General features: G+C 65.4%; 24 protein-coding genes. 7 read left to right on the top strand and 17 right to left on the bottom strand.

The features are described from left to right. Window positions 1-47 precede the first annotated feature (47 nt). The 4 genes from IPG14_RS11860 to IPG14_RS11845 all read right to left on the bottom strand — a co-directional run bounded on the left by IPG14_RS11860 (window position 48) and on the right by IPG14_RS11845 (window position 3,731). A complete protein-coding gene (locus IPG14_RS11860) occupies window positions 48-1,274 on the bottom strand; it encodes a GNAT family N-acetyltransferase (RefSeq protein WP_343391970.1) in 1,227 nt (408 codons plus the stop codon). 100 nt (window positions 1,275-1,374) lie between these two features. Continuing rightward, the gene (gene rplL, locus IPG14_RS11855; protein WP_343386635.1) at window positions 1,375-1,764 is read right to left on the bottom strand and encodes a 50S ribosomal protein L7/L12; all 390 of its coding nucleotides are present in this window, start codon (window positions 1,762-1,764) and stop codon (window positions 1,375-1,377) included. A gap of 27 nt (window positions 1,765-1,791) precedes the next feature. Next, window positions 1,792-2,319 (bottom strand): 50S ribosomal protein L10, encoded by a 528-nt coding sequence (gene rplJ / locus IPG14_RS11850; protein WP_343386634.1) that lies wholly within the window; start codon window positions 2,317-2,319, stop codon window positions 1,792-1,794. 284 nt (window positions 2,320-2,603) lie between these two features. Continuing rightward, window positions 2,604-3,731, bottom strand: a complete 1,128-nt coding sequence (locus IPG14_RS11845) for an SH3 domain-containing protein (protein WP_343391969.1) — start codon at window positions 3,729-3,731, stop codon at window positions 2,604-2,606. A 314-nt stretch (window positions 3,732-4,045) separates the two neighbouring features. Here IPG14_RS11845 and IPG14_RS11840 point away from each other — a divergent pair, with 314 nt between their 5' ends. Further along, entirely contained in the window at window positions 4,046-4,828 is a 783-nt protein-coding gene (locus IPG14_RS11840) for an XdhC/CoxI family protein (RefSeq protein WP_343386632.1), read from the top strand. Window positions 4,829-4,847: 19 nt separating this feature from the next. On the opposite strand, the gene IPG14_RS11835 is transcribed toward IPG14_RS11840, so the two are convergent. The 4 genes from IPG14_RS11835 to IPG14_RS11820 form a co-directional block, all read right to left on the bottom strand. After that, complete coding sequence (locus IPG14_RS11835; RefSeq protein ID WP_343391968.1) at window positions 4,848-6,233, bottom strand: MurT ligase domain-containing protein; 1,386 nt, start codon at window positions 6,231-6,233, stop codon at window positions 4,848-4,850. 39 nt (window positions 6,234-6,272) lie between these two features. Next, window positions 6,273-7,421, bottom strand: coding sequence for a site-2 protease family protein (locus IPG14_RS11830; RefSeq protein ID WP_343386630.1), 1,149 nt, complete (start codon window positions 7,419-7,421; stop codon window positions 6,273-6,275). Window positions 7,422-7,474: 53 nt separating this feature from the next. Then, window positions 7,475-7,693 (bottom strand): hypothetical protein, encoded by a 219-nt coding sequence (locus IPG14_RS11825; RefSeq protein ID WP_343386629.1) that lies wholly within the window; start codon window positions 7,691-7,693, stop codon window positions 7,475-7,477. 127 nt (window positions 7,694-7,820) lie between these two features. Then, entirely contained in the window at window positions 7,821-8,078 is a 258-nt protein-coding gene (locus IPG14_RS11820; RefSeq protein ID WP_343386628.1) for a hypothetical protein, read from the bottom strand. A 501-nt stretch (window positions 8,079-8,579) separates the two neighbouring features. On the opposite strand from IPG14_RS11820, the gene ppk2 reads away from it, so the two are divergent. Then, entirely contained in the window at window positions 8,580-9,434 is an 855-nt protein-coding gene (gene ppk2 / locus IPG14_RS11815; RefSeq protein WP_343386715.1) for a polyphosphate kinase 2, read from the top strand. Window positions 9,435-9,447: 13 nt separating this feature from the next. Here ppk2 and IPG14_RS11810 read toward each other — a convergent pair whose 3' ends face one another. The 7 genes from IPG14_RS11810 to IPG14_RS11780 all read right to left on the bottom strand — a co-directional run bounded on the left by IPG14_RS11810 (window position 9,448) and on the right by IPG14_RS11780 (window position 14,658). Then, the gene (locus tag IPG14_RS11810; protein WP_343391967.1) at window positions 9,448-9,747 is read right to left on the bottom strand and encodes an HNH endonuclease; all 300 of its coding nucleotides are present in this window, start codon (window positions 9,745-9,747) and stop codon (window positions 9,448-9,450) included. Window positions 9,748-9,833: 86 nt separating this feature from the next. Continuing rightward, window positions 9,834-10,778: a cysteine synthase family protein gene (locus tag IPG14_RS11805; RefSeq protein WP_343391966.1), complete on the bottom strand. Its 945-nt coding sequence runs from the start codon at window positions 10,776-10,778 to the stop codon at window positions 9,834-9,836. A 19-nt stretch (window positions 10,779-10,797) separates the two neighbouring features. After that, entirely contained in the window at window positions 10,798-11,094 is a 297-nt protein-coding gene (locus IPG14_RS11800) for a MoaD family protein (RefSeq protein WP_343391965.1), read from the bottom strand. Between the two features lie 51 nt (window positions 11,095-11,145). Then, complete coding sequence (gene moeB / locus IPG14_RS11795) at window positions 11,146-12,252, bottom strand: molybdopterin-synthase adenylyltransferase MoeB (protein ID WP_343386624.1); 1,107 nt, start codon at window positions 12,250-12,252, stop codon at window positions 11,146-11,148. An 84-nt stretch (window positions 12,253-12,336) separates the two neighbouring features. After that, entirely contained in the window at window positions 12,337-13,272 is a 936-nt protein-coding gene (cysK, locus tag IPG14_RS11790; protein WP_343387685.1) for a cysteine synthase A, read from the bottom strand. Further along, the gene (locus tag IPG14_RS11785; RefSeq protein WP_343386622.1) at window positions 13,269-13,706 is read right to left on the bottom strand and encodes an Rrf2 family transcriptional regulator; all 438 of its coding nucleotides are present in this window, start codon (window positions 13,704-13,706) and stop codon (window positions 13,269-13,271) included. Before IPG14_RS11785 ends, cysK begins: the two co-directional genes overlap by 4 nt. 145 nt (window positions 13,707-13,851) lie before the next feature. Next, a complete protein-coding gene (locus IPG14_RS11780; RefSeq protein ID WP_343386621.1) occupies window positions 13,852-14,658 on the bottom strand; it encodes an enoyl-CoA hydratase/isomerase family protein in 807 nt (268 codons plus the stop codon). A gap of 68 nt (window positions 14,659-14,726) precedes the next feature. On the opposite strand from IPG14_RS11780, the gene IPG14_RS11775 reads away from it, so the two are divergent. After that, window positions 14,727-15,152 (top strand): tyrosine-protein phosphatase, encoded by a 426-nt coding sequence (locus IPG14_RS11775; RefSeq protein WP_343387686.1) that lies wholly within the window; start codon window positions 14,727-14,729, stop codon window positions 15,150-15,152. Window positions 15,153-15,159: 7 nt separating this feature from the next. On the opposite strand, the gene IPG14_RS11770 is transcribed toward IPG14_RS11775, so the two are convergent. Both IPG14_RS11770 and ruvA read right to left on the bottom strand, forming a co-directional pair. Then, window positions 15,160-16,041, bottom strand: coding sequence for a thioredoxin domain-containing protein (locus tag IPG14_RS11770; protein ID WP_343386619.1), 882 nt, complete (start codon window positions 16,039-16,041; stop codon window positions 15,160-15,162). Between the two features lie 42 nt (window positions 16,042-16,083). Continuing rightward, window positions 16,084-16,746: a Holliday junction branch migration protein RuvA gene (gene ruvA / locus IPG14_RS11765; RefSeq protein ID WP_343387688.1), complete on the bottom strand. Its 663-nt coding sequence runs from the start codon at window positions 16,744-16,746 to the stop codon at window positions 16,084-16,086. A 73-nt stretch (window positions 16,747-16,819) separates the two neighbouring features. Here ruvA and mutM point away from each other — a divergent pair, with 73 nt between their 5' ends. The 4 genes from mutM to IPG14_RS11745 are packed head-to-tail and all read left to right on the top strand — an operon-like array spanning window position 16,820 to window position 20,290. Next, a complete protein-coding gene (mutM, locus tag IPG14_RS11760; RefSeq protein ID WP_343391964.1) occupies window positions 16,820-17,668 on the top strand; it encodes a bifunctional DNA-formamidopyrimidine glycosylase/DNA-(apurinic or apyrimidinic site) lyase in 849 nt (282 codons plus the stop codon). Next, window positions 17,661-18,578: a phosphotransferase gene (locus tag IPG14_RS11755; RefSeq protein ID WP_343391963.1), complete on the top strand. Its 918-nt coding sequence runs from the start codon at window positions 17,661-17,663 to the stop codon at window positions 18,576-18,578. The genes mutM and IPG14_RS11755 overlap by 8 nt, the downstream gene beginning before the upstream one ends. Before the next feature lie 58 nt (window positions 18,579-18,636). After that, window positions 18,637-19,293 carry a hypothetical protein gene (locus IPG14_RS11750; RefSeq protein ID WP_343391962.1) on the top strand — a complete coding sequence of 219 codons (657 nt, stop codon included), beginning with the start codon at window positions 18,637-18,639 and terminating at the stop codon, window positions 19,291-19,293. Between the two features lies 1 nt (window position 19,294). Beyond that, complete coding sequence (locus IPG14_RS11745; RefSeq protein WP_343391961.1) at window positions 19,295-20,290, top strand: P1 family peptidase; 996 nt, start codon at window positions 19,295-19,297, stop codon at window positions 20,288-20,290. The last annotated feature ends 31 nt before the right edge of the window (window positions 20,291-20,321 follow it).

Genomic DNA, 20,321 nt, shown 5'->3' with positions numbered 1-20,321 from the left:
AGGTGCTGGCTAGCGTATCACAGGGGCCGGGCTGAAATTCCGGCGGCTCACCAGATCTCTGGCGCCCACGGCTGAGGGGCCCAGGCGAACATGGAGTCGGCCGTCGTGATGGCCTGCGCCGCACCTTCGATCCGCCCAGCGCGCGCCAGCTGGTGCGCACTCATCCCCCCCAGATAGAGCGCACCAAGCTCATTGACGGTCATCGTCAAGTCCGCCGTCTTCGTCGTATGGCTGCAGCGCGCGCCGTCCGGCCCGCCCTCGATCACGTAGCGACCGCCGTTCCACGGGCAGAAGTCGTCCCTGAGCTCGATCACGAGCGCGCCCGCGGTGCGGTAGCGCCGTGCCTCCAGTGCCTGCACCGTATCGACGATCCGCACCCAGAGCGTGTCCGAAGGCCGCCGCACGAGGCGGCGCGGGTCTGCGAGCATCGCATACAGTGGTTCGTCGGTCCTGCGCCACTCAGCCTGTATCTTCCCGACCAGGTCGACACCGAAGATGTGCTGCCAGAGCGCCGAATACGCCCCGTCCGTGTTCCCGTGGAGCGCCTGTACCGAGAGGACACTGGCCGCCGACCCGTTCTCGTAGTGCTCCTTGATCCGGTATCGGGCGTAGCCCAGCGGCTTGCCGCCCTCTTCGTATTGGACATTGAACAGGCTGCTGAAGCCGGCGGGCCCGGGCCACGGTGGATCCCTCAGGACGCGGTTCTCCCACCAGCCGGCCGACCGGGAGTGCATCCCGGGGTACCTCACGCGGTCGGTGTCCCAGATACCGGGCCAGGCCCCAAGCGCCTCATCGCGCTGGATGTAACGGCAACGGCCACTGAACGGCGGGGCCGTCCGCAACGCAGTGCGCGTCCGGTCGATCGCCAGTTCGACGCCTTCCGCGGCCATCCCGTACCCGAACCGCTGGTAGATGATCGCCTCCGAAGCCCAGAGCGCGGCAATCGCCTCGCCCCGCTCGCGCACCTGGTCCAGCTGGTAACGCATCATCGCGGTCAGAATCCCTTGCCGCCGGTGGCTCGGCAGCACTCCGACCCACGTCAATCCACCGCAGGGGACCAGGCCGCCGGGTGTCGTCATCTCGAATGACCAGGTCCCGGCAGTCGCCGCCACCTGGTCGCCGTCCCAGACCGAAATCGAGCGCGAGAGGTCGGCGTACTCGAGCGTCGAAGCGATCGCCTCCTCCGGACGCGGGTCGTGGCCGAACGCGATGGCGTTCGAAGTGAAGAACTTCTGCGCTTCGCTCGGGGCGATAGGCCGGATGGGGTAGTCCACGGTGAGGCTCCTGCGTTGCGGGTTCGGGCGAATGGTACAGCGACCACGAAGAAGGCCCTTCCAGATGGAAGGGCCTCTCGTGATTCGCCGTGGGGACGAACTACTCGATGTCGACGGTGGCGCCGGCTTCGGTGAGCTTCGCCTTGATCGACTCGGCCTCTTCCTTGCCGATGCCTTCCTTCACCTTCGCGGGAGCGGCCTCGACGAGGTCCTTCGCTTCCTTGAGGCCGAGGCCGCTGACGACCTCGCGGATGGCCTTGATGACGTTGATCTTGTTCTCGCCGAAGCTCTTGAGGACGACGTTGAATTCCGTCTTCTCTTCCTCCGGGGCGGCAGCCGGTGCGGCGGCGCCACCGGCGGGGCCGGCAGCCATCATCATCGGGGCCGCGGCGGTGATGCCGAACTCTTCCTCGATCGCCTTGTTCAGGTCGCGCAGTTCGAGGAGGGTCATACCCTTGATGATTTCGAGTGCTTCTTCAACTTTAGCCATTGCAGTGTCTCCTGGTTTTGGTTCGTCTTAGCCGGCGGCTTCGAGCTGGTTGGCGCGCGAATCGATGAGCCCGGCGAAGTTCCGGATCGTCGATTGCAGCAGTCCCGCAAAGTTGTAGAGCGGGCTCTGGAGCTTGCCGACCACGTCGGCAATGAGCTGCTCCTTGGGTGGCATCGTCGCGAGGCTTTCGACTTCCGCGCGCGAAAGCACCCGGCCTTCCAGCCAGCCCCCGTGGATCTCGATGTTGAGGCGGCGTGCCCGGAGGTGCTCAGTGAAGGCCTTCACCGGCGCGATCGGGTCGTCGAATCCAATCGCGAGTGCCGTTGGCCCCTGCAGGATCTCGGCCATGTTCTCGCGCCCGGCAGCTTTGGCGGCCATCGCGGCGAGTGTGTTCTTAACGACTTTCACTTCCGCTCCGGTCGGGCGCAGCGCGCGACGAAGCTCGGTGATCTGGGCGACGGTGAGCCCACGATAATCAGCACTGATGGCAATCGAGGCCCGCTCCATGCGGTCCTGGATCTCTGCCAGCATTGCTTCTTTCCGTGGAGTAGGCATAGCCACCTCCGATATGAACGGGGCACGGTTCTCACCGGCCCGGTGCGGAAGAGCCCGGAGACCAAAAATCCCTGCGCATTGGCAGGGATTCAAACTTCCCTCGCGGGAACTTTGACGGCGCACAGCATCGCTGCCGGCCCGAAATCTCTGCCTCGACAGGCGCCTTTCGGCATTACCCCTACCATCTCAATGACGGCTCGCATAGGGACCTGCGGTCTCTGGCTCTTGAGTTGTCGTACCAGAAGGTATCAGGTTTCCGGATTCGGGGAAATCTCGCGTTCCCGCTAGGGGAACAACTCAAGAAACTCGCTCGATGCCCAGCCATCTCGCCCATCCGGCGTCGTGACCGCCACCCATCCTCTTGTTGCCACCTCCGCTCGTCGCGCCATGACGACTCGGTCCGCCATGCAGCCGAGGACCGACGCTGACAGGAGTGGCTCGGAGCGGACGTTCAGGCAATCGGCGCCAGTGACTACGCGGGCGAAACTACCTGGGTCGACGAGGAGAGGCTGCGGCCCCCCGGCCTTCTTCGTGAGTTGCGGCAGAAACTCGGAAATGGGTGACACCGTCCCCTTCTGGAGATCGATCAACGCCGGGACTCCGTGGAAGAACGAAACCGTGTTGGGCAAGTAGTCGGCCTGGTCGAAGTCGGCGCGGCCGATCGCCAGCGTGGGTGTAATCCACCCCACGATCGAGACTCCACTGAGCCCGTCGGCTTCGCGCCACTGGTACACGTCGGTGACGGCGTCGGAGGACGTGTCAATGAACGCGAGGTAGCCTTCGCGATACTCCTGCGAGGTACTGAGGAGCTGGACTTCGACTGACTCGCCGCCGGCGCGCGTGATGAAGGAAGCTGAGTACTGCCGGGCGTCCCATGCCGGCGGGATGGTCAGCAGCAGCTCCCCGGAGAGGAGATCCCGGATCGTGCGCCGATCTTCCGAGTACACAGCCACCCGCTGCCCGGCTCCGAAAGCACCCACGGTGTCCGCAGTCGGCAGTATGCCGGCAGGCAGCGCAAGCACGGTCCGACCTGATGGGGTGACCTTCTGGAACGACCACCAGTCATCGGCTGTGGGGCCGCGAATGATCGTCGTGTCGCCCTCGATCGCCAGAAGCGAACCCCATCCGCCGGCCTCCAGGTCGAAGAGGTCATGCCATGTAACGCCACCATCAGCTGAGCGCGCGATGGTGACGGGCTCCGGGCTGCCGTAACAGATGCCATGGCACAGCGCGACTCCAACTTCGCCGGGATTCCCGAACTGCACCCCCACGATGGCGCGATCGCCGGGCCTACCCTGTCCGAACGTAGAAAGCACCAGGTCGTCGACGCGGAACTGCCCGGCCGAATCCCGGTAGTAACGCCGCAGGGCCGCCGTTGGCCCCTCCCAGACACCGTCGATTGCGTACACCACGACCCCGGACGGAAAGGGGGTCGGCTGCGCGCGTTGCAGGGCCCTGGCAACGAACGCCGGAGTTGGCGTCGAGGCGACGCTTGGCGGCGCGGTTGGCGTAGGGGTTGCGGCCGTCGATTCGGCCGGCGTAACCGTCGATTCGGCCGCGGGCGGAGGGCTTTCGCCGCGGGAACAGGCCGTGCAGCACAGCAGACCGGCCAAGGCGAAGGACCACGCGCGCTTCATCTACCAAGAGTAACGCCACTGAATCGGTCACGGTTCCCCGCTGGCAAGTTCGACACGTACGACTCTTCTCGATCAGCTACCATCCCTCAGTGCTCGAAATCACCAAACGCCTCCTCCGTGCTGCCGAAGGCGGCGAACCGGTCTTCCTCGCGTCTGTCCTTGAGTCGGGCCCGCGTCCACTCGTGCCGGGTGCGCGGATGCTCGTCGAACGGTCGGGCGAACGCCTCGGCTCCCTCGGCGACACCGCGCTCGACGACGCCCTTGCCGCCTACGCCCCCGATGCCTTCGCCGCGCACATCGCAGCGACCCTGTACGTCACGCCGGGCGGGCTCTCCGAGCGGACCGCGAAGGGTGCCACTGCCGTCTATGTCGAAGTCGTCGAAGCCAAGCCGGTGTTCCTCATCGTCGGTGCCGGCCACATCGGGCGTTCGCTGGCGAAACTCGCGGACTTCCTCGATTTCCACGTGGCGATCCTCGACGACCGCGATGATTTCGCCAGCTCCGAACGCGTCCCCGAAGCTGACGAGGTCCTTTGCGAAGACTTCGAGGAAGCACTCAAGAAGTACCCGATCGGGCCGAGCACCTACATCACGCTCGTCACTCGCGGGCACAAACAGGACGAATTGTCGCTGCGGACCTGCCTGGGGCGGGGTGCCGCTTACCTTGGGATGATTGGCTCGCGCAGGCGAACCGGCGCCGTCCTCGAACATCTGCGCGAGGACGGCTTCGACCCGGAGGAGCTTGCGAGAGTGCGCACGCCGATCGGCCTCAGCATCGGCGCCGAAACCCCGGAGGAAATCGCGATCTCCATCATGGCCGAGGTCATCATGCTGCGCCGCGGCGGCGACGGCTCGGTGATGTACCACCGCTGAGTTCCCTGCCTGAGCGACCCTACTCCAGCCGTCCGGCCACGGCGCCGCGTCCGTGGAGCTCTGCCCGCAGGTCCAGCATCGCCGTATACGTCGGGATGACGAAGACGTCGTCGCCCCAGTCCGTCCCTGCGAGGATTGCATCCAGGAGCTTCCCGGCTTCGTGCTCCACGGCTGCGGGACGTTCCCAGCCCGCGTACTTCATCCGCACCGCCAGGTCTTCGGCCCTGTCGCCGCCGGCCCACCATCTCCCCGCGGACGTGGCCAGCACCTCGAAGTCGACATCCCAGGTCCAGCTCACGTCCTGGCCGTCCGCGTAACGGTCGTTCAAGAGCACCGCAACCTTGAGCGGAGGCCGTTCCCGCGCGATTTCGCGAAGCAGAAAGAGCACCTGGTTCGCGCCCGCCGGGTTTTTCGCCAGGTATAGGCGTAGGCGGCGTCCCTCGATCTCCACGACCTCTTGCCGCCCGAATGCGGGTTGGGCATGGGCCAACCCCTGCCGGATCGCCTCGTCACCGATTCCGAAGGCGCGGCAAGCCGCGACTGCGGCCAATGCGTTGTAGACGTTGTACAGGCCCGTCAGCGGCATCGCCACAGCCTCATGGCCATCGATCGAAAGCATCGCCGAATCCAGTCCGAGCCGGACTGCCGAAGCGGAGGTTTGGGGCGACGGCCTCCGGCGCTCGCATTTCGTGCACCGCCAGTGCCCGACGTGAGCGAAGTAGCGGCGGTCGTAGCGATAGTCCCCGCCGCATGCACACCAGCGGGCATCGTAGGCGCCGGCACTGTCCGTCGCGTATGCCGGGTCGTCCAGCCCGAACCAGTGCACGGGGCCACTCCAGCCTGTCGCGAGTTCCGCCACCGAGGGGTCATCGGCGTTCAGGACTAGCGTCGCGTCTCGGGGAGCCCGCTCCAGCGCCGTCCGCCAGAGACCAGCGACCGTGTCGACCTCGCCGTAACGGTCGAGCTGATCGCGGAAGAGGTTCGTGAAAACGAGCACGCGAGGCTGGAGTGCCGCGACCGCTGCCGGCATCGTGGCCTCGTCCGTCTCGAACAGGCCCGCCGCGTCCCGCGCGCTCCGGATCCCGCCTGTGATCCCGGCTTCTGCCAGGAGCGTGCTGGCCATTCCCCGCATCAGGTTGCTGCCTTCCCGGTTGTGCACGTACGGCATCGCGTCCGCATCCATGGCCGAAGCGATGATCCGGCTCGTCGTCGTCTTCCCGTTCGTTCCCGTGACGACGATGCGTCCCCGCCCCAGCGTCCGGCCGAGGTGCGCCACCAGTGCCGGGTCCACCCGCTCGGCCACCAGCCCGGGGAGGGCCGTCCCTCCGCCCCGGCGAAGCGCGCGAGACGCAGCCGAGGCCAGCTTTCCGGCGACAACGGCGGCGGCGGTCCGTGGGTTCGTCACGAGTCAAATGGTCGCGGTCGCTCGCCCACCAATCAAAGCTTAGGTGCGGGAAGGCACGAGACCGGCCTGTACCAGGAGTTTCAGGATCCGGTCCCGGGCGATGACGCCTACTACTCGTCCGTTCTCGACAACCGGCATGTGGAACAAGTCCTCGGTTTCCATTTCCAGGAGGACATCAGAGACCAGCCGTTCGCGTGCCGTCGCCCGCAGTTCGGCCGCCGGCACCATCGCCTGGCGGGCGGTGACGTTGTCCCACTCGCGCTCGGGTACACCCCGCAGTTCGTAGCCGCTCAACAGTCCCGCGAGCGACCCTTCATCGGAAATCATGTAGCAGACCCGGGGGTTGAGTTCGATGACACCTCGGGCGAGCGCCCCGACGGTCTGGCCGCCATCCACGACAGGCAGGTTCGGCGTCATCACGTCCTCGGCCTTGTACATCCGGAGCTCGTTCACGAGCCGGTTCTGGGCCAGGCTCTTGCGCGCGGCATTTTCGAGGAAGACGCCAAGGAAGATGATCCAGGCGCCGCTCGCCGCACTATCGGCGATGACCATGTCGCGCCCCGCAACGGCAAGCAGCCCGCACGCGATCCCGGCCGCGGCGAATCCACGCCCGGTCCACGCCGCGATACTCGTCGCCTTGCTGTAGTCGCCGGTGATGAGCCAACAGATCGAGCGGAAGACGCGGCCGCCGTCCATCGGGAAGGCCGGCAACAGGTTGAAGACGCCCAGGATGAGGTTCATGAGTGCAAGCCAGACCAGGACATAGTCCACCGGGCGCGTGTCGTTCGCTCCCAGCGCAAACCATGCGCCGAAGAAAGTGCCGGTCAACAGGAAGCTCGTAAGCGGGCCGGCTGCCGCCATCAACAACTCGTGTAGCGGCTTCGCCGCCTCTCGCGTGATCTGCGCGACCCCGCCGAGGATGAACAACGTGATGCTCTTCACCGGGATGTTGTAGGCGCGTGCGACCAGGCTGTGCGCGAGTTCGTGGAGGACGATCGAGGCGAAGAACAGGATGACGCTGGCGACGGCCATCGCGTAATGCGTGGTGCGGCCCGCCCCTTCGAGTGCATCCGGGTAGAACTGCGTCGCCAGCAGCCATGTCGTCAGGCCAAAGAGGATGAACCAGCTGGGACTCACCAGGATCGGGATGCCCGCCAGCGAACCAACTCGGATATTGCCGAACTTCATGCGCCTACCTTAGCGGTTGACCGGTTAGCGCCGCGTCTCGCCAAACTCCTGGCTTAACCGTGATTCTTACTCGCGGGTGGGGCGGTAGGGTTGTCCTCGTCCTCCACGACCGCTTCCCAGCACAGGTAGAAGTAGAACAGTCCAATGAGGATTGGGACGAGGAAGGCCGGGTGGTGGCTCTCGATGAGCCCCCAGACACCGCCGAGTGTCACGAAGATCAGGGCGGCAACGTAAACGAAGAACGCACCCCAACTGAAACCGAGTGGCAACATAGCTCGCTCCTTGTTGCCCGGATCCTACAACCCGAATTCGGCCTCAGTAACCCGTTCAACAGGGAGAAACCAGTTAGAAGTACGCCTCAGCCACGCGACCCGGGAGGGCCGGTGCGGCCCGCCTGGCTCAAGCCGTGACCAGCTCCGGCACTGCCGCCGCGGGGACCATGCCCTCGAGCACGCGTGCCAGCGCCATCGTGTGGCTGCAGGAGCCCCACGCTACGAAGAAGTCGCAATTGCAGCGCCACTTGCCTTCGTGCAGGGCGACTTCGTGGTCGCTGTTTTCGCCGTGGAAAGCTACGTGCAGATCATCTATCTGCATGCGGTGCCGTTCGCCCGCGTAGGCCTTTGCCTTCTCAACCTTGCCAATCAAGCTCGACTGCATGACGGGTAACTCCTTCTCACGAGAAGCGCAAACGGCGGCGCTATGTGGCGCCGCCGTCTCTATCCATGGATGCCAACCAACACACCCATACCATTGCAACCTACGCCGCTATGGATCACCGTGTCAACAGATCTTTTGGTGGCCAGCGACCTGGCTTGCGAGACGAAGTTCAGCACCCCCTGCGAGGCGCCGTGCCCTACCGGCCCCCTCGGGACACAACTCTCTGTCCTTAAGGCCATGAACTTTCCCTTTGATCTGCCGAAGATTATGGCGGTCGGCCACATTTTCACTTCGAGCCGCCAGGTAAACTGCATGACACACGCCACTCTCCACAGCATCAACCGGACCGGCCCCGCGCGAAACGGTGAAATCGTCCCGGCCGACTCCTTGAAACGAGAGCTTCTCGGCGTTCTCCGCGCAGTCCTGCCCGAGGAGGCAGACCTTCCCGATGAGAAGCTCCGGGAGATCGCCGACGCGATCCACTCCACCTCCTGGAGCCCGATGCCCGATCAGGTGGTCCTCCGCGAAGAACTGAGCGACCTCCATACCTCCCGCGAATTCATCCAACTGCTCCGGACGAAAAACGTGAACGTCTCGCGCGTGAAGCGCGCGATGCAATACGAGTTCGAGCTCGAGAGCCTCCAGATCGAACTCGTGAAGCTGCAGCGCTGGATCCAGGACTCCGGACGGCGCGTCGCAATCCTTTTCGAAGGCCGTGACGCTGCCGGCAAGGGCGGAACCATCCGCCGCTTCATCGAGCACCTTAACCCGCGCGCGATCCGCGTCGTCGCGCTTCCCAAGCCGACCGACGACGAAACCGGGCAGTGGTACTTCCAGCGCTACATGCGTCAGCTCCCCAACCGCGGCGAAATCGTCTTCTTCGATCGGTCCTGGTACAACCGCGCTGTCGTCGAACCGGTCATGGGTTTCTGTGACCCGGACCAGTACGAACGATTCATGCGCCAGACCCCCGAGTTTGAACACATGCTCGTCGAAGACGGCGTGGAGATCGTGAAGTTCTGGTTCTCCATCTCCAAGGAGGTCCAGGGTGCCCGCTTCGACTCGCGACGAAACAACCCGTTGAAGCAATGGAAGCTCAGCCCCATCGATGAACGCGGCCAGGAACTCTGGGATGATTACACCCGCTACAAGGAGCGGATGTTCAGCCTGACGCACACGAGCTTCAGCCCCTGGATCATCGTGAAGGCGAACGATAAGCGCGCGGCCCGGCTGGAGAGCATCCGCTACGTGCTCTCAGCCTTCGACTACACCGGGAAAGACAAGTCGCGCGTCTCGGTCATCCCGGACCCAGAGGTCGTTGGCCGGTTCCACCGCTCGGCCAGGCGGATCGACTGAGGCCTTCGGGCCGTCAGTTCTGCTTCGTCCTGATCAGCCCGGCGGCCCGCTGCTCCGCTGTCGCCTCCACGTGGCAGGGCTTGCGGCACAGCACTTCGAGATTGGCCTGGTGGTGCCCGCAGGAGAGGTTCGGTCGATCCCCGTTGAGCGGCACGATGTGGTTCACCTCTGGTTCAAAGGTGACATCGCCGCAGCGAGCGCACTTCCAGCCCGGGAGCAGCCTTCCTTCCACCCGTCGCCGCGCCCTGATCTTCGCGGCACGGCGTGCCCACATCCACTGGTGGTTGCGGTAGAAGAGCCGGCGGCATTTCACGGAGCAGTAGACGATTTGTCTCCCGCCAATCGGTCCGAAACAGACCCTGCAGCCGCCATCGTAAGGAACGCAGCCGAGCGATCCTGCTACCACCAGATCTTGCTCTCCACATCGTCCGGCTGGTCTTCCCATTCGGTCGTCCAGAGGTTGGAAGAGAGGTACTTCCAGCCGCCGTCTGCCAGCAGGCAAACGATGTGCTGCTCACCTTCGAGTCGCTCCGCCGCCTTCACCGCCGCACGCACGACGGCCCCGCAACTGATGCCGACGAAAAGGCCTTCCCTCTGGGTCAGGTCTTTCGACATCGCGAAACTGCTCCGGCTGTCGACCACGATCTTCCCGTCCAGCACCGTCTCATCAAAGATCGGCGGGATAAAGCCCTCTTCCAGTGCTCGCAGGCCCTGGACGAGGTCCCCGGGATGGGGCGCAGCCGCGATCACGCGGATGCCCGGCTTCTGGTCCTTCAGGTAGCGGCCCGTCCCCGTTAGTGTGCCACCCGTCCCCAACCCGGCGACGAACACCGTCGTCTGCGGCAAGTCGCGGAGGATCTCTGGGCCTGTCGTTTCGTAGTGCGCCCTCGGGTTCGCAGCGTTTCCGTACTGGTAGGGGAAGTAGTACTTGCCCGGGTTCTCGGCAACGATCTCCTTCGCTTTCGCAATGGACCCGTTCGAGCCCAGGTCGCCGGGCGTGTAGATGATCTCCGCGCCGTACGCCTTCAGCAGAAACGTGCGTTCTTCGCTCACGCTCTCCGGCATCACGCAGACAACCTTGTAGCCCTTCACCTTACCGATCATCGCGAGGCCAATGCCCGTGTTTCCAGAGGTCGGCTCGAGGATCGTTGCGCCGGGTTTCAACTCTCCCGAGCGTTCTCCCGCTTCGATCATGTACTTCGCGATCCGGTCCTTCACCGAGCCCGTCGGGTTCTGGCCCTCGAGCTTCGCGTAAATATGGACATCGGCCCGCGGTGCGAACGAGCGCAACTCAACGATCGGCGTGTTGCCGATCATCTCGATGACGGAGCGGTAAAGCGTCACGCGGCGTGGTCTCCCGTTTCTAACAGCCGCCCGCCAGCGCGGGAAGCACATCAAGTGTGTCCCCGGCTTTGAGCGCCGTTTCGACTCCGCCCGTGTAGCGGATGTCCTCGTCGTTCAGGTAGATGTTCACGAAGCGATGCAGCTTCCCATCTGGCCCGTAGACCTGGGCCTTGAAGCCCGGGTACCTGGCGTCGATGTCGTTGAACACCTCCGAGACCGTCGAGCCGCTGGCCTCGACGGTCTTCTGCCCGCCGGTCACCTTCTGCAGGACGGCGGTCACACGGACATTGATTGTTGGGGCGGTCGCACTCGTCATAGGTGCAGGTTCTCCTTCAATAAGTGGCGAAGCGGTGGGGCAGCTGCCCTTTCAACCGCCGGTCGGGTCGTCGCGGTGGGGGATTGGCGAACCGCAGAACTGCTCGTAGTCGATCAGCTCGCTGATCGTCGGGTTGTCGCCGCACAGCGGGCACTCCGGGTCCTTGCGGACCTTCACGATGCGGAACTCGAGTGAGAGGGCATCGTAAAGGAGCAGCCGGTTCACCAGCGGCTCGCCAACTTCGAGGACGAGCTTCAGCACCTCGGTCGCCTGTATGCTTCCGATGGTCGAGCACATGGCCCCGAGGACGCCCGCTTCCGCGCAGCTCGGCACGAGGCCCGGCGGCGGCGGCGCCGGATACAGGCAGCGGTAGCAGCCCTTCCCCGGCAGGTATGTCGTGGCCTGCCCGTCGAACATCAGGATCGAGCCGTCCACGAGCGGCTTCTTCAACAGGTAGCAGGCATCGTTGACCAGGTAACGCGTCGCAAAGTTGTCCGCGCCGTTCACCACGATGTCGTACTGCGAGATGATCTCGAACGCGTTGTCGCTCGTGATCGGCGCCTCGTGAGTGACCACATTCACATTCGAGTTGTGCGCCAGGAGGGTTTCGCTTGCGGACTGCACTTTCGGCTTACCAATGTCGGCCGTCTGGTGCAGGATTTGGCGCTGGAGGTTCGAACGGTCCACAACGTCGAAGTCCACGATGCCGATCGTCCCGACGCCGGCGAGGGCGAGGTAGAGCGCTACCGGCGAACCCAGCCCACCTGCTCCGATCATCAGCACCTTCGCTTCGATGATCTTTCGCTGACCGGCGCTGCCGACCTGGGGCATGATCAGGTGGCGGCTGTAGCGCTCCACCATCTCCGGCGTCATCACCGTCGGCGCGCCGCCCGCGAGTGCGGGGATGACGGCCACTTCGTCACCGTCCTGCAGCGCCGTCGATTCGCCCTGGAGATTCTCGATTTCCACCTGGTTCACGTAGATGTTGATGTGTGGCGCGCGCTCGCCACTGCTATCCACCACCTGGGCTTTGAATCCCGGGAATTGCGTATCCAGGTCCTTCAGGAGGTCCGAAACGGTTGCGCCGGTGGCTTTCACGTTCGCCCGGTTCCCGACCAGGTGCCGGAACGGCGTGGGGATATACACGTTAACTGACATGGTGGCCCTCCTTCGGCGGCGATCCATCGTTGCACATTGAAACCCACCCCGCACAACCTCGTGCACGGTGGAAAATGCTCTCACTTACATGTTGACACTGAGGTAACGCTCCCCCGTATCACAGATGATGGTGACCACGGTTTTCCCGGCGCCGAGCTTCTCCGCGACCTTCCGCGCTGCGAACACGTTCGCACCCGCGGAGATGCCCGCGAGCAGGCCCTCTTCCCGCGCCAGGCGGCGGCTGAAGGCCATCGCATCCTTGTCCTCGATGCGCATGATCTCGTCGTAGACACCGCGGTCCAGTACTCCCGGCACGAAGCTTGCTCCGATGCCCTGGATCCCGTGCATACCCGCGCGGCCCCCGCTCAAGACGGGCGATCGTGCGGGCTCCACGGCGACGATCAGGACGCCTTTGCCGATCTGTTCGCGCAGCAACTTCCCGACCCCGGTAATCGTCCCGCCCGTCCCCACCCCGGCAACGAATGCATCGATCCGTCCACCCGTGGCATCCAGGATCTCCCGCGCCGTCGTCCGGTGGTGGACCTCAGGGTTCGAGGGGTTCTCGAACTGCTGCGGCATGAAGTACGAGGCGTTCTCCCTGCACAGCTCCTGGGCGGCGAAGACGGCCCCGGTCATGCCTTCGATCGCAGGGGTCAAAACGAGCTCGGCGCCGTAGCGTTCCAGCAGTCTGCGCCGCTCGATCGACATGTCTTCCGGCATCGTCAGGATGATGCGATAGCCCTTCACGGCCGCCACCAGCGCGAGCCCGATGCCAGTGTTCCCGGAAGTCGGCTCGACGATCACGGAGTCGGGCTTCAAGCGGCCCGAACGCTCTGCGTCTTCAATCATCGCCAGCGCGATTCGGTCCTTCACGCTCCCGCCGGGGTTCAAGCTTTCCATCTTCCCAAGGACCGCCGCGGCGTCCTGCGGGATGACCCGCTTCAGGCGCACCAGAGGGGTCGCCCCGATGAGGTCGAGCACCGACTCGGCGATCGCGGGCCGCGCAACCGGGGCGGTCATATCACCCACCTTCCGCTCACGGCCGTCGGCTCCCGTTCGAGGAGGTCGGCCACCGAATAAGACTCCAGGATCTCCGTAGTCGCGTTGCGGATGCGCTCCCAGATTTCCCGCTGGCCGCAGTGGTGCGGGTGGTCTGTCAGCTCTGGCGGCTCATCGAGCCACGACACGGGCGACAACGTTCCCTCGAGAGACGCGATCACCTCGCGCACAGAGATCTCCTGCGGAGGGCGCACGAGTTCATGCCCGCCCGATGGCCCGCGCACCGAGCGGATGAAACCGCTCTTCCTCAGCGACGTCAGGAGCTGGTCGAGGTACTGCTCCGGAATGTGGCGGCGCAGAGCGATCTCCGACGACTGGAGCGGGCCGCGGCCATAGTGACCCGCGAGCTCGATGAGAGCGCGGAGGCCGTAGTCGCTTCGGGTCGAGACGCGCATTTGGCTAACCAGCTGCCTTCCAACAAGCTACTCCTGATAAAGTCGAGTAACTCTGTCAACAATAGTAGGGGATGGCCAACCGAGGTGGCAAGCACCGTCGCCCTGTCCGCGGGCCGCCGGGTTCCGCGGCCACCGGTCCGGCGTCCTAACCGAACCGTGGTGGGCGTTTCTCCACGATCGCCCGCGCCCCCTCGGCCGGGGCGTCGCTGAAGAACCCGAGCATTTCAAGCGCGAGCGAGTAGTCGAACGCGGTGATGCCGCCCAGGCGCAGCCACTGGTTCAGCGACTTCTTCGTGGCACGGAGCGCATGCTGGGGCCCGGCAGCCAGCTTCTCCGCAATCGCCAGGCACTCGGGAAGAAGTTGTGCCCTCGGCGTCACCTTACTTACCAGCCCGATTCGCTCCGCTTCGCGCCCATCGATGAAATCGCAGGTGAGCAGGTAGTACTTCGCTTTCGCCATCCCACAGAGGAGCGGCCAGATGATCGCGGCGTGGTCGCCGGCGGCCACGCCGAGGCGCGCGTGTCCGTCGGTGAGCCGCGCTTCTTCCGCCATTACCGAGATGTCGGCCATCAGCGCAACGGTGAGCCCCGCTCCCACAGCCACGCCGTTGATTGCCGAGATGATGATCTTCTCGCAGTTCATCATCTCGTAGACGATTGCCTCGGCTTCGCGCATTACCCGCATCACGGCTTCGAAGCGCTCCTGTGCGGGGAGGACCGCTCGCGCCCCGATGTCACTGAGGTCCCCACCCGCGGAAAAGGCCTGGTCTCCCGCCCCGGTGACGATCGCGACCCGCACCTCGGGATCCTCTGCGAGGTCTCTCCAGATGGTCGTCAGTTCGCGGTGGAGGACGTCGTTCGTGGCGTTGAAGACCTCCGGCCGATTGATCGTGACGGTCGCGACCGCGCCCGCCACCTCGACAAGAAGGTGCTGGTACCGGGAGTAGTCCACCCGAACGTCCTTTCCCGCCCAGAGGGTCCGGGCGCCATCGCAGGGAGTCGCGATAGACTACAGGAGCAATGCCGAACTGGGTGCTCGAAGGCCTAATCGCGACAAGTCCTCGTCCCGGATTCTCACCAGGCCCAGAGTTGACCGTCCACGACCACGTCGTCGATTCATGGATCGAAGAGGCACGTAGCTTCGGCATCCGCTCGGTCATCTGCCTGATCGGCAACGACCAGCTGTGGCTCTATCGAAAGGCAACGCCGGAAGGCCTGCTCAGCCGCTACCGGAGCGAAGGCTTCGACGTCTGCCACATTCCCACCGCGGACCAGCAAACGCACCCGTTCACCCTCGACGAATACGAACACGCGTGGGAGTCGTTCCAGAACCTGCCGAAGCCCGTCCTCGTCCACTGCAGCGCCGGCATGGACCGGACGGGTCGGGTGGTCCGCTACATCCTCGAACGCCTGGAGACGACCGAGGTCTCGGACGCGGCCGGATAGGCCGGAGCTACTTGAGGGCCGCCCACTCGGTCTGCCGTGCAAACAGCAGGTCGTGCATTGGCCAGAACTTCCCCTGCTTCCCCGCGCAAATGGCTACGAGGCTGGCGTTCCCGGCGTTGGGGTGAATCTGGACGATCGGAAAGTGCAGGAAAGCGAGGGCAACGTCGTTGCCGAGTTTCGCTCGAACAGCCTTCAGCGAGGTGTCCGTCCACTGCTTGCAGAACGGGCATTGAAAGTCGCTGTACTCCGCAACCACCACCTTCGCGCCTGGGTTTCCCTCAATGGCCGCCCCCGTGATGTCCGGCTTCTTTGCGACGATGGAAAACCGGCCGGCGGCAGCGAGTTCACGAACCGCTGCCGAGTACCCTTCGAGAGTCGTGGGGCTGCCCTTCAGTTCGGCCTGGATGATCTCCTCCAGGATCGCGGTGGGCTGCGCACCGACGAGCATCTTGTTGTTGACGAAGAACGTCGGGGTACCCGTGACACCGAGGTCCTTTCCTTCTTGCAAGTCGCCGTTCAACTCGGCGACGTTCGCGGAGTCGCCGAGACATTGCGAGAATGCCGCCTCGTTGAGACCGGTCTGCCGGGCGTAGTTCTTCATCGTATCGAGGAGGCCCGCAGGCGCCGAGGCAGCTGGCGAAGCCGTCGGCACGCTCGAAATGGCGTCCGCGGCCGGGGCGCCGTCGAACGTGGATCCCGGGCCCGAACTGTCGTCTCGCGTCCACCAGATGGTGGCCGCAATGACGATCGAGCCGAGTATCAGCGCGGCCGGAGTGAGGAAGTAGCTCCACGCCGGGGGGTCCTTCACATACACCGGGCCGCTCGTCTGCGTGGCCCCCTGAAGCGGTTCCGGCTCGACGATGTCTTCCAGCGATTTCGGTTCGGTCACCCGGTCATCGTGCCTCGGGGAGCCCGTGCACGCGAGTGACGATTAAGGCCGGGTGTCCAGGCGCCGCAACACTGCGAGGGTGATCTCCTCCACTGAACTCAGCTCGGGAGAACCCGAAATCACGTCCTCGACCATCCGCTTCGCATCGCCCCGCGAATACCCGAGGGCAGCGATCGTTTCCACCGCATCCGCCACGGTGCGCTTGTTCTCCATTTTGGCCGCGTCCACCGGTTGGGCGACGCCGCCGTCGTGCATCGCTGCTTCCGCGATGAGCTTGCCGCGCAGTGTGGCGATGATCTTGTCGGCACTGCGCGGTCCGATACCCGGCATCTTCGAAAGTACCGCCCGGTCTTCCTGCTCGATCGCCCGCGCGATCGTGCTCACCGAGATGTTCATCGCCTTGGCGGCCTTTGCCGGCCCGATCCCTTCAACCGTCGTGAACTTCCGGAAGAACTCGCGCTCGGCCCGCCTCAAGAACCCCACCAGGACGGGTGTCGGGTTGTTCGCTGTCGCGTGGTAGAAGATATGCAGCCCGATGGACGGCCCGCCTCCTCCCGCGAGGTCACTCTCTCCTGCGATCCCCTGGATCTCCGGCCAGAGCACGATCGGTACCAGTACCTCGTAGCGCACTCCCTGGACATCGACTTCCACGGTCGGGCCGCTCGGGTCCATTCGCGCGAGATTACCCTGCAGGTGCGTGATCACACGGCACAGCGAACAGGGAATACGCACGAGGTGCAAATCGACACTCGCAAACCCAGAATCGACAATCGATCACGTGCCCGAACTCCCCGAAGTCGAGACCATCCGCCGCGACCTGGAACCGCTCGTCGCCGGCCGCCGCATCACCGGTGTGGAGGTCGACCCCGCCACCATCCACCTGCTCGCCGGGGCGCCCATCGAGACGCTCCGCGCGAACCTCGTCGGCCGGACCGTGACGGCCATCGGCCGCCGCGGAAAGTACCTCATGTTCTCGCTCGACGATGGCCGCGTCTTCGTCGTACACCTCCGCATGACCGGGCGCCTGGTCTGGCGCCCCCACGACGCCCCGGCCGAGCAATTCCAGCGAGCCGTGATCGAGCTCGACAACGGGTACGACCTGCGCTGGGCCGACCTGCGGAAGTTCGGCACCTGGCGCCTCCACGAATCAGTCGCCGAAGTCGTCGGCAAGCTCGGCCCCGAACCGATCGACGATTCGCTCACGCTGAAGGAGTTCCGCGCCCGTCTCGCCAACCGTACAGCGCCAGTGAAAGCTGTCCTCCTCGACCAGCGCCGTTTCGCCGGCCTCGGCAACATCTACGTCGATGAAGCGCTCTACGAGGCGCGCATCCGCCCCGATACCCCCGCCCGGAAAGTTTCGCCAGCGGCGACGAAGCGCCTGTTTGCCTCGTCCCGCAGCGTCCTCGAACGCGGCATCGAGAATCGCGGCGCGAGCTTCAAAGATTACGTCGACGGCCAGGGAGAGAAGGGTTCGCAACACATGCACGTCCAGGTCTTTCGGAGGACAGGGAAGCCCTGCTACCGCTGCGGAAGCACGATTCAGCGGACGGTTGTCGGTGGCCGCGCGACCCACTTCTGTCCTCGCTGCCAGCCGAAGGCCCGCGTGAAGGCGGCCCCGGTTGGTTGACGAAGCCCAGGTCCTCGCCGCTCTCGGACTTCCAGTGGACGTGCCCGCGCATTGGGAGCCGCTCGGAGAGTCGCCCTGGAGCCCGGTCTTGCTCTCAGCCGGGGGAGACTCCCCCATCGAAGCCGTCATCCGCGAAGCAGCCGACCCGGACGCCGCCCGGAACCACGCGGCCGTCGCCGAGGCGCTGGCGCGTTGCGGCTTTGCGCATGCGCCACGCCTCCTCGCCATGGTCGCCAACGCGACTATCGAGGAAGCCGTCCCTGGTGCCACGGCGATGCAACTCGTCCCACCGCCCGGTTCCGCTGAGGCGGCAATGGCGGCCTTTGCCGCGCTCCATGCCCTCCCGCTCCGTGAAGGTGCGGACTGGGATCGTAATCCCGGCGACCTTTGCCCCGCTGCCGAAGTGCCCCTCCACCGTCTCGGCTTCTCCTCCATCGAGCGCGAGCCGGCACGGGAGCCCCTGCTCGAGGCGCACGCCTACCTTCTCGCCTCGCCGTTCGGGTTCGCCCACCGCAATGCCGTCGCGGCAAACGTTCTCCTTGCACCCGGTAAGGCCTGGCTGACCGATTTTTCGACCGCCGGACACGGACCGCAGTACTTCGATGTCGCGGCCTTCCTCCTGACCTCTGGCCTCGAAGCGCCCGGCCGGCGGGCGCTCGCCGCCGCCTACGCTCGCCACCGCGATGTCGCGCCGGATACGGCTGCGGACCTTATCGACCTCCTCGGCATCCTCTGGGGCATCGGCTGGCTGCTCGAACTGCCCCGCCAGCTCATCACGAACCTCGGGGATGACTCGACGTCCAGTGCGCTCAGGTTGGCCTCTTCGCGGATCGAAAAGGGGATGCGCCAGCCCGCCGGCGACTCCTCCGTCGCTGCGGCCATCCGCGCGGCTCTCTGGCCCGTCCGCTGACTGCACCGGCCGGCTGGCTCGTTCGACAACCCGGTACGCGCCAAAGACAATGCCACCCGTGGCGACACCGGCCGTCTCCTTTCCCGGCAACATGACCGAACTCGGTTTCGTCGAGGCCTACGCGAGGTCGGCCGTCCGCAAGCCCCAGATGGCCGCCGATGCGGCACTCCGAGCCCTCGTTTTCTCGGAATCAGGAGACCGGGCGATCCTTGCCGGCCTCATCGCGCTGGAGCTTGCGGAAGCTTGCCGCCGCCTCGCCGCCGTCTACGAAGCGCTTTCCGACCGGACGCATAGCGTCGCGCGCTCGCTGCTGCGCCCCCTCCCCGGCCATGCTGGCTGGCTCGTCTTCGTCCAGCGCGCGGCCACCATTTCGCCGGAACAAATGCTGCGCGAATTGGCGCTCGGCGAAGATGCCCTGCCCGCGGCCCAGATGCTCCGCGCCCAGCCGGAACTGGGCGAGCTCGGTGGGCTCGTCGCGGCCGCCGAGACCGGCAACCCGATGCTCCTCATCCCTGATCTCGGGAAGCGGCAGGTCGCCGAAGAGTGCTGGCTCGCGGGAGTAGATAGTGAGGGTGATCCCATCACATCCAGCTTCGGCGCCTCTGAAGGTGACGCCACTACGCTCGCGGACATAACGGCTGACATCTCCACCATCGCTCGCGACTTCCTCATGTCCTACGTTGCCGCTCGCCGCGGTGCGGGCCGAGCGCACTGAAATGACGGGCTGGCAGACCGGACCGCGCAACGCCATCACCGATGTCCCCGGCATCCGCGTTGGTCACTCCACCGACCGGCGCAACGCCACCGGCTGCACCGTGATCCTCTGCGAGTCCAGCACCGCAGCCGCCGTCGACACTCGTGGTGGCGCGCCCGGCACACGCGAGACGGATGTCCTCGGCCTTTCGAACCTGGTGCGGAAGTGCCATGCCGTGCTCTTCACCGGTGGAAGTGCGTTTGGCCTCGCGGCGGCAGATGGCGTGATGCGCTGGCTTGGGGAGAAAGGCGCCGGCTTCCCCACGGCACATCGGGCAATCCCCATCGTCTCGGCTGCCGTCCTCTACGACCTCGGCCTGGGGAACCCGTTCGCGTCTCCGGCTGCCGAAGACGGCTACCGGGCAGCGTCCCGCGCGAAGGGCGGAGCCGTTGCCGAGGGTAGCGTGGGCGCGGGGACGGGAGCGACCGTGGCCAAGTTGCTCGGCGCCGAGCATGCCCTCAAGGGGGGCCTCGGGACGGCTAGCCTCCTCGGCCCCAACGGGATCGTCGTTGGTGCTCTCGTCGCCACCAACGCTGTGGGCTCCCTTGTCGACCCCGATACCGGCAAGCTCGTTGCCGGCCCGCGTGGGACGAAGGGGAGGTTTCTCCCGCTCCCCGAAGCGTTGGCCCGCCGCACCGAAGCGTTCGAACTGACGCCGGGCGAGAACACCACGCTGATCTGCGTCGCCACCAACGCGAAGCTCGAACCGCACCAGCTCCAGCGTATCTGCACCCAGGCGCACGATGGCTTCGCCCGCGCCGTCGTCCCTGCACACACAATCGGCGACGGCGACATCGCCTTCGCGGTCTCGATGGGCACGCTCGAGATCCCGGCGAACGATGTCCTGACCGTCGGAGCGCTGGCGGCGAGGACGGTCGAGGTTGCCCTTCTCAGGAGCGTGATGCTGGCTGCCGGGATGAAGGACATGCCTTCGGCGGCGGATTGGCGCCGGCGCTGAGGTCGGTTTCCGCCCTGCCCCACGGCGGCGG

Source organism: Candidatus Amarobacter glycogenicus (assembly GCF_016704105.1).
Classification (GTDB): Bacteria; Chloroflexota; Dehalococcoidia; order Tepidiformales; family Tepidiformaceae; genus Amarobacter; species Amarobacter glycogenicus.
This window is presented reverse-complemented; position numbering and strand designations above follow the sequence as displayed.

Coding starts and splice junctions, on each gene's coding strand:
- rplL (WP_343386635.1), bottom strand. CDS start 1,764: ATGGCTAAAGTTGAAGAAGCACTCGAAATCATCAAGGGTATGACCCTC.
- rplJ (WP_343386634.1), bottom strand. CDS start 2,319: ATGCCTACTCCACGGAAAGAAGCAATGCTGGCAGAGATCCAGGACCGC.
- IPG14_RS11830 (WP_343386630.1), bottom strand. CDS start 7,421: ATGAAGTTCGGCAATATCCGAGTTGGTTCGCTGGCGGGCATCCCGATC.
- IPG14_RS11825 (WP_343386629.1), bottom strand. CDS start 7,693: ATGTTGCCACTCGGTTTCAGTTGGGGTGCGTTCTTCGTTTACGTTGCC.
- IPG14_RS11820 (WP_343386628.1), bottom strand. CDS start 8,078: ATGCAGTCGAGCTTGATTGGCAAGGTTGAGAAGGCAAAGGCCTACGCG.
- ppk2 (WP_343386715.1), top strand. CDS start 8,580: ATGCCCGATCAGGTGGTCCTCCGCGAAGAACTGAGCGACCTCCATACC.
- IPG14_RS11800 (WP_343391965.1), bottom strand. CDS start 11,094: ATGACGAGTGCGACCGCCCCAACAATCAATGTCCGTGTGACCGCCGTC.
- moeB (WP_343386624.1), bottom strand. CDS start 12,252: ATGTCAGTTAACGTGTATATCCCCACGCCGTTCCGGCACCTGGTCGGG.
- cysK (WP_343387685.1), bottom strand. CDS start 13,272: ATGACCGCCCCGGTTGCGCGGCCCGCGATCGCCGAGTCGGTGCTCGAC.
- IPG14_RS11785 (WP_343386622.1), bottom strand. CDS start 13,706: ATGCGCGTCTCGACCCGAAGCGACTACGGCCTCCGCGCTCTCATCGAG.
- IPG14_RS11775 (WP_343387686.1), top strand. CDS start 14,727: ATGCCGAACTGGGTGCTCGAAGGCCTAATCGCGACAAGTCCTCGTCCC.
- IPG14_RS11745 (WP_343391961.1), top strand. CDS start 19,295: ATGACGGGCTGGCAGACCGGACCGCGCAACGCCATCACCGATGTCCCC.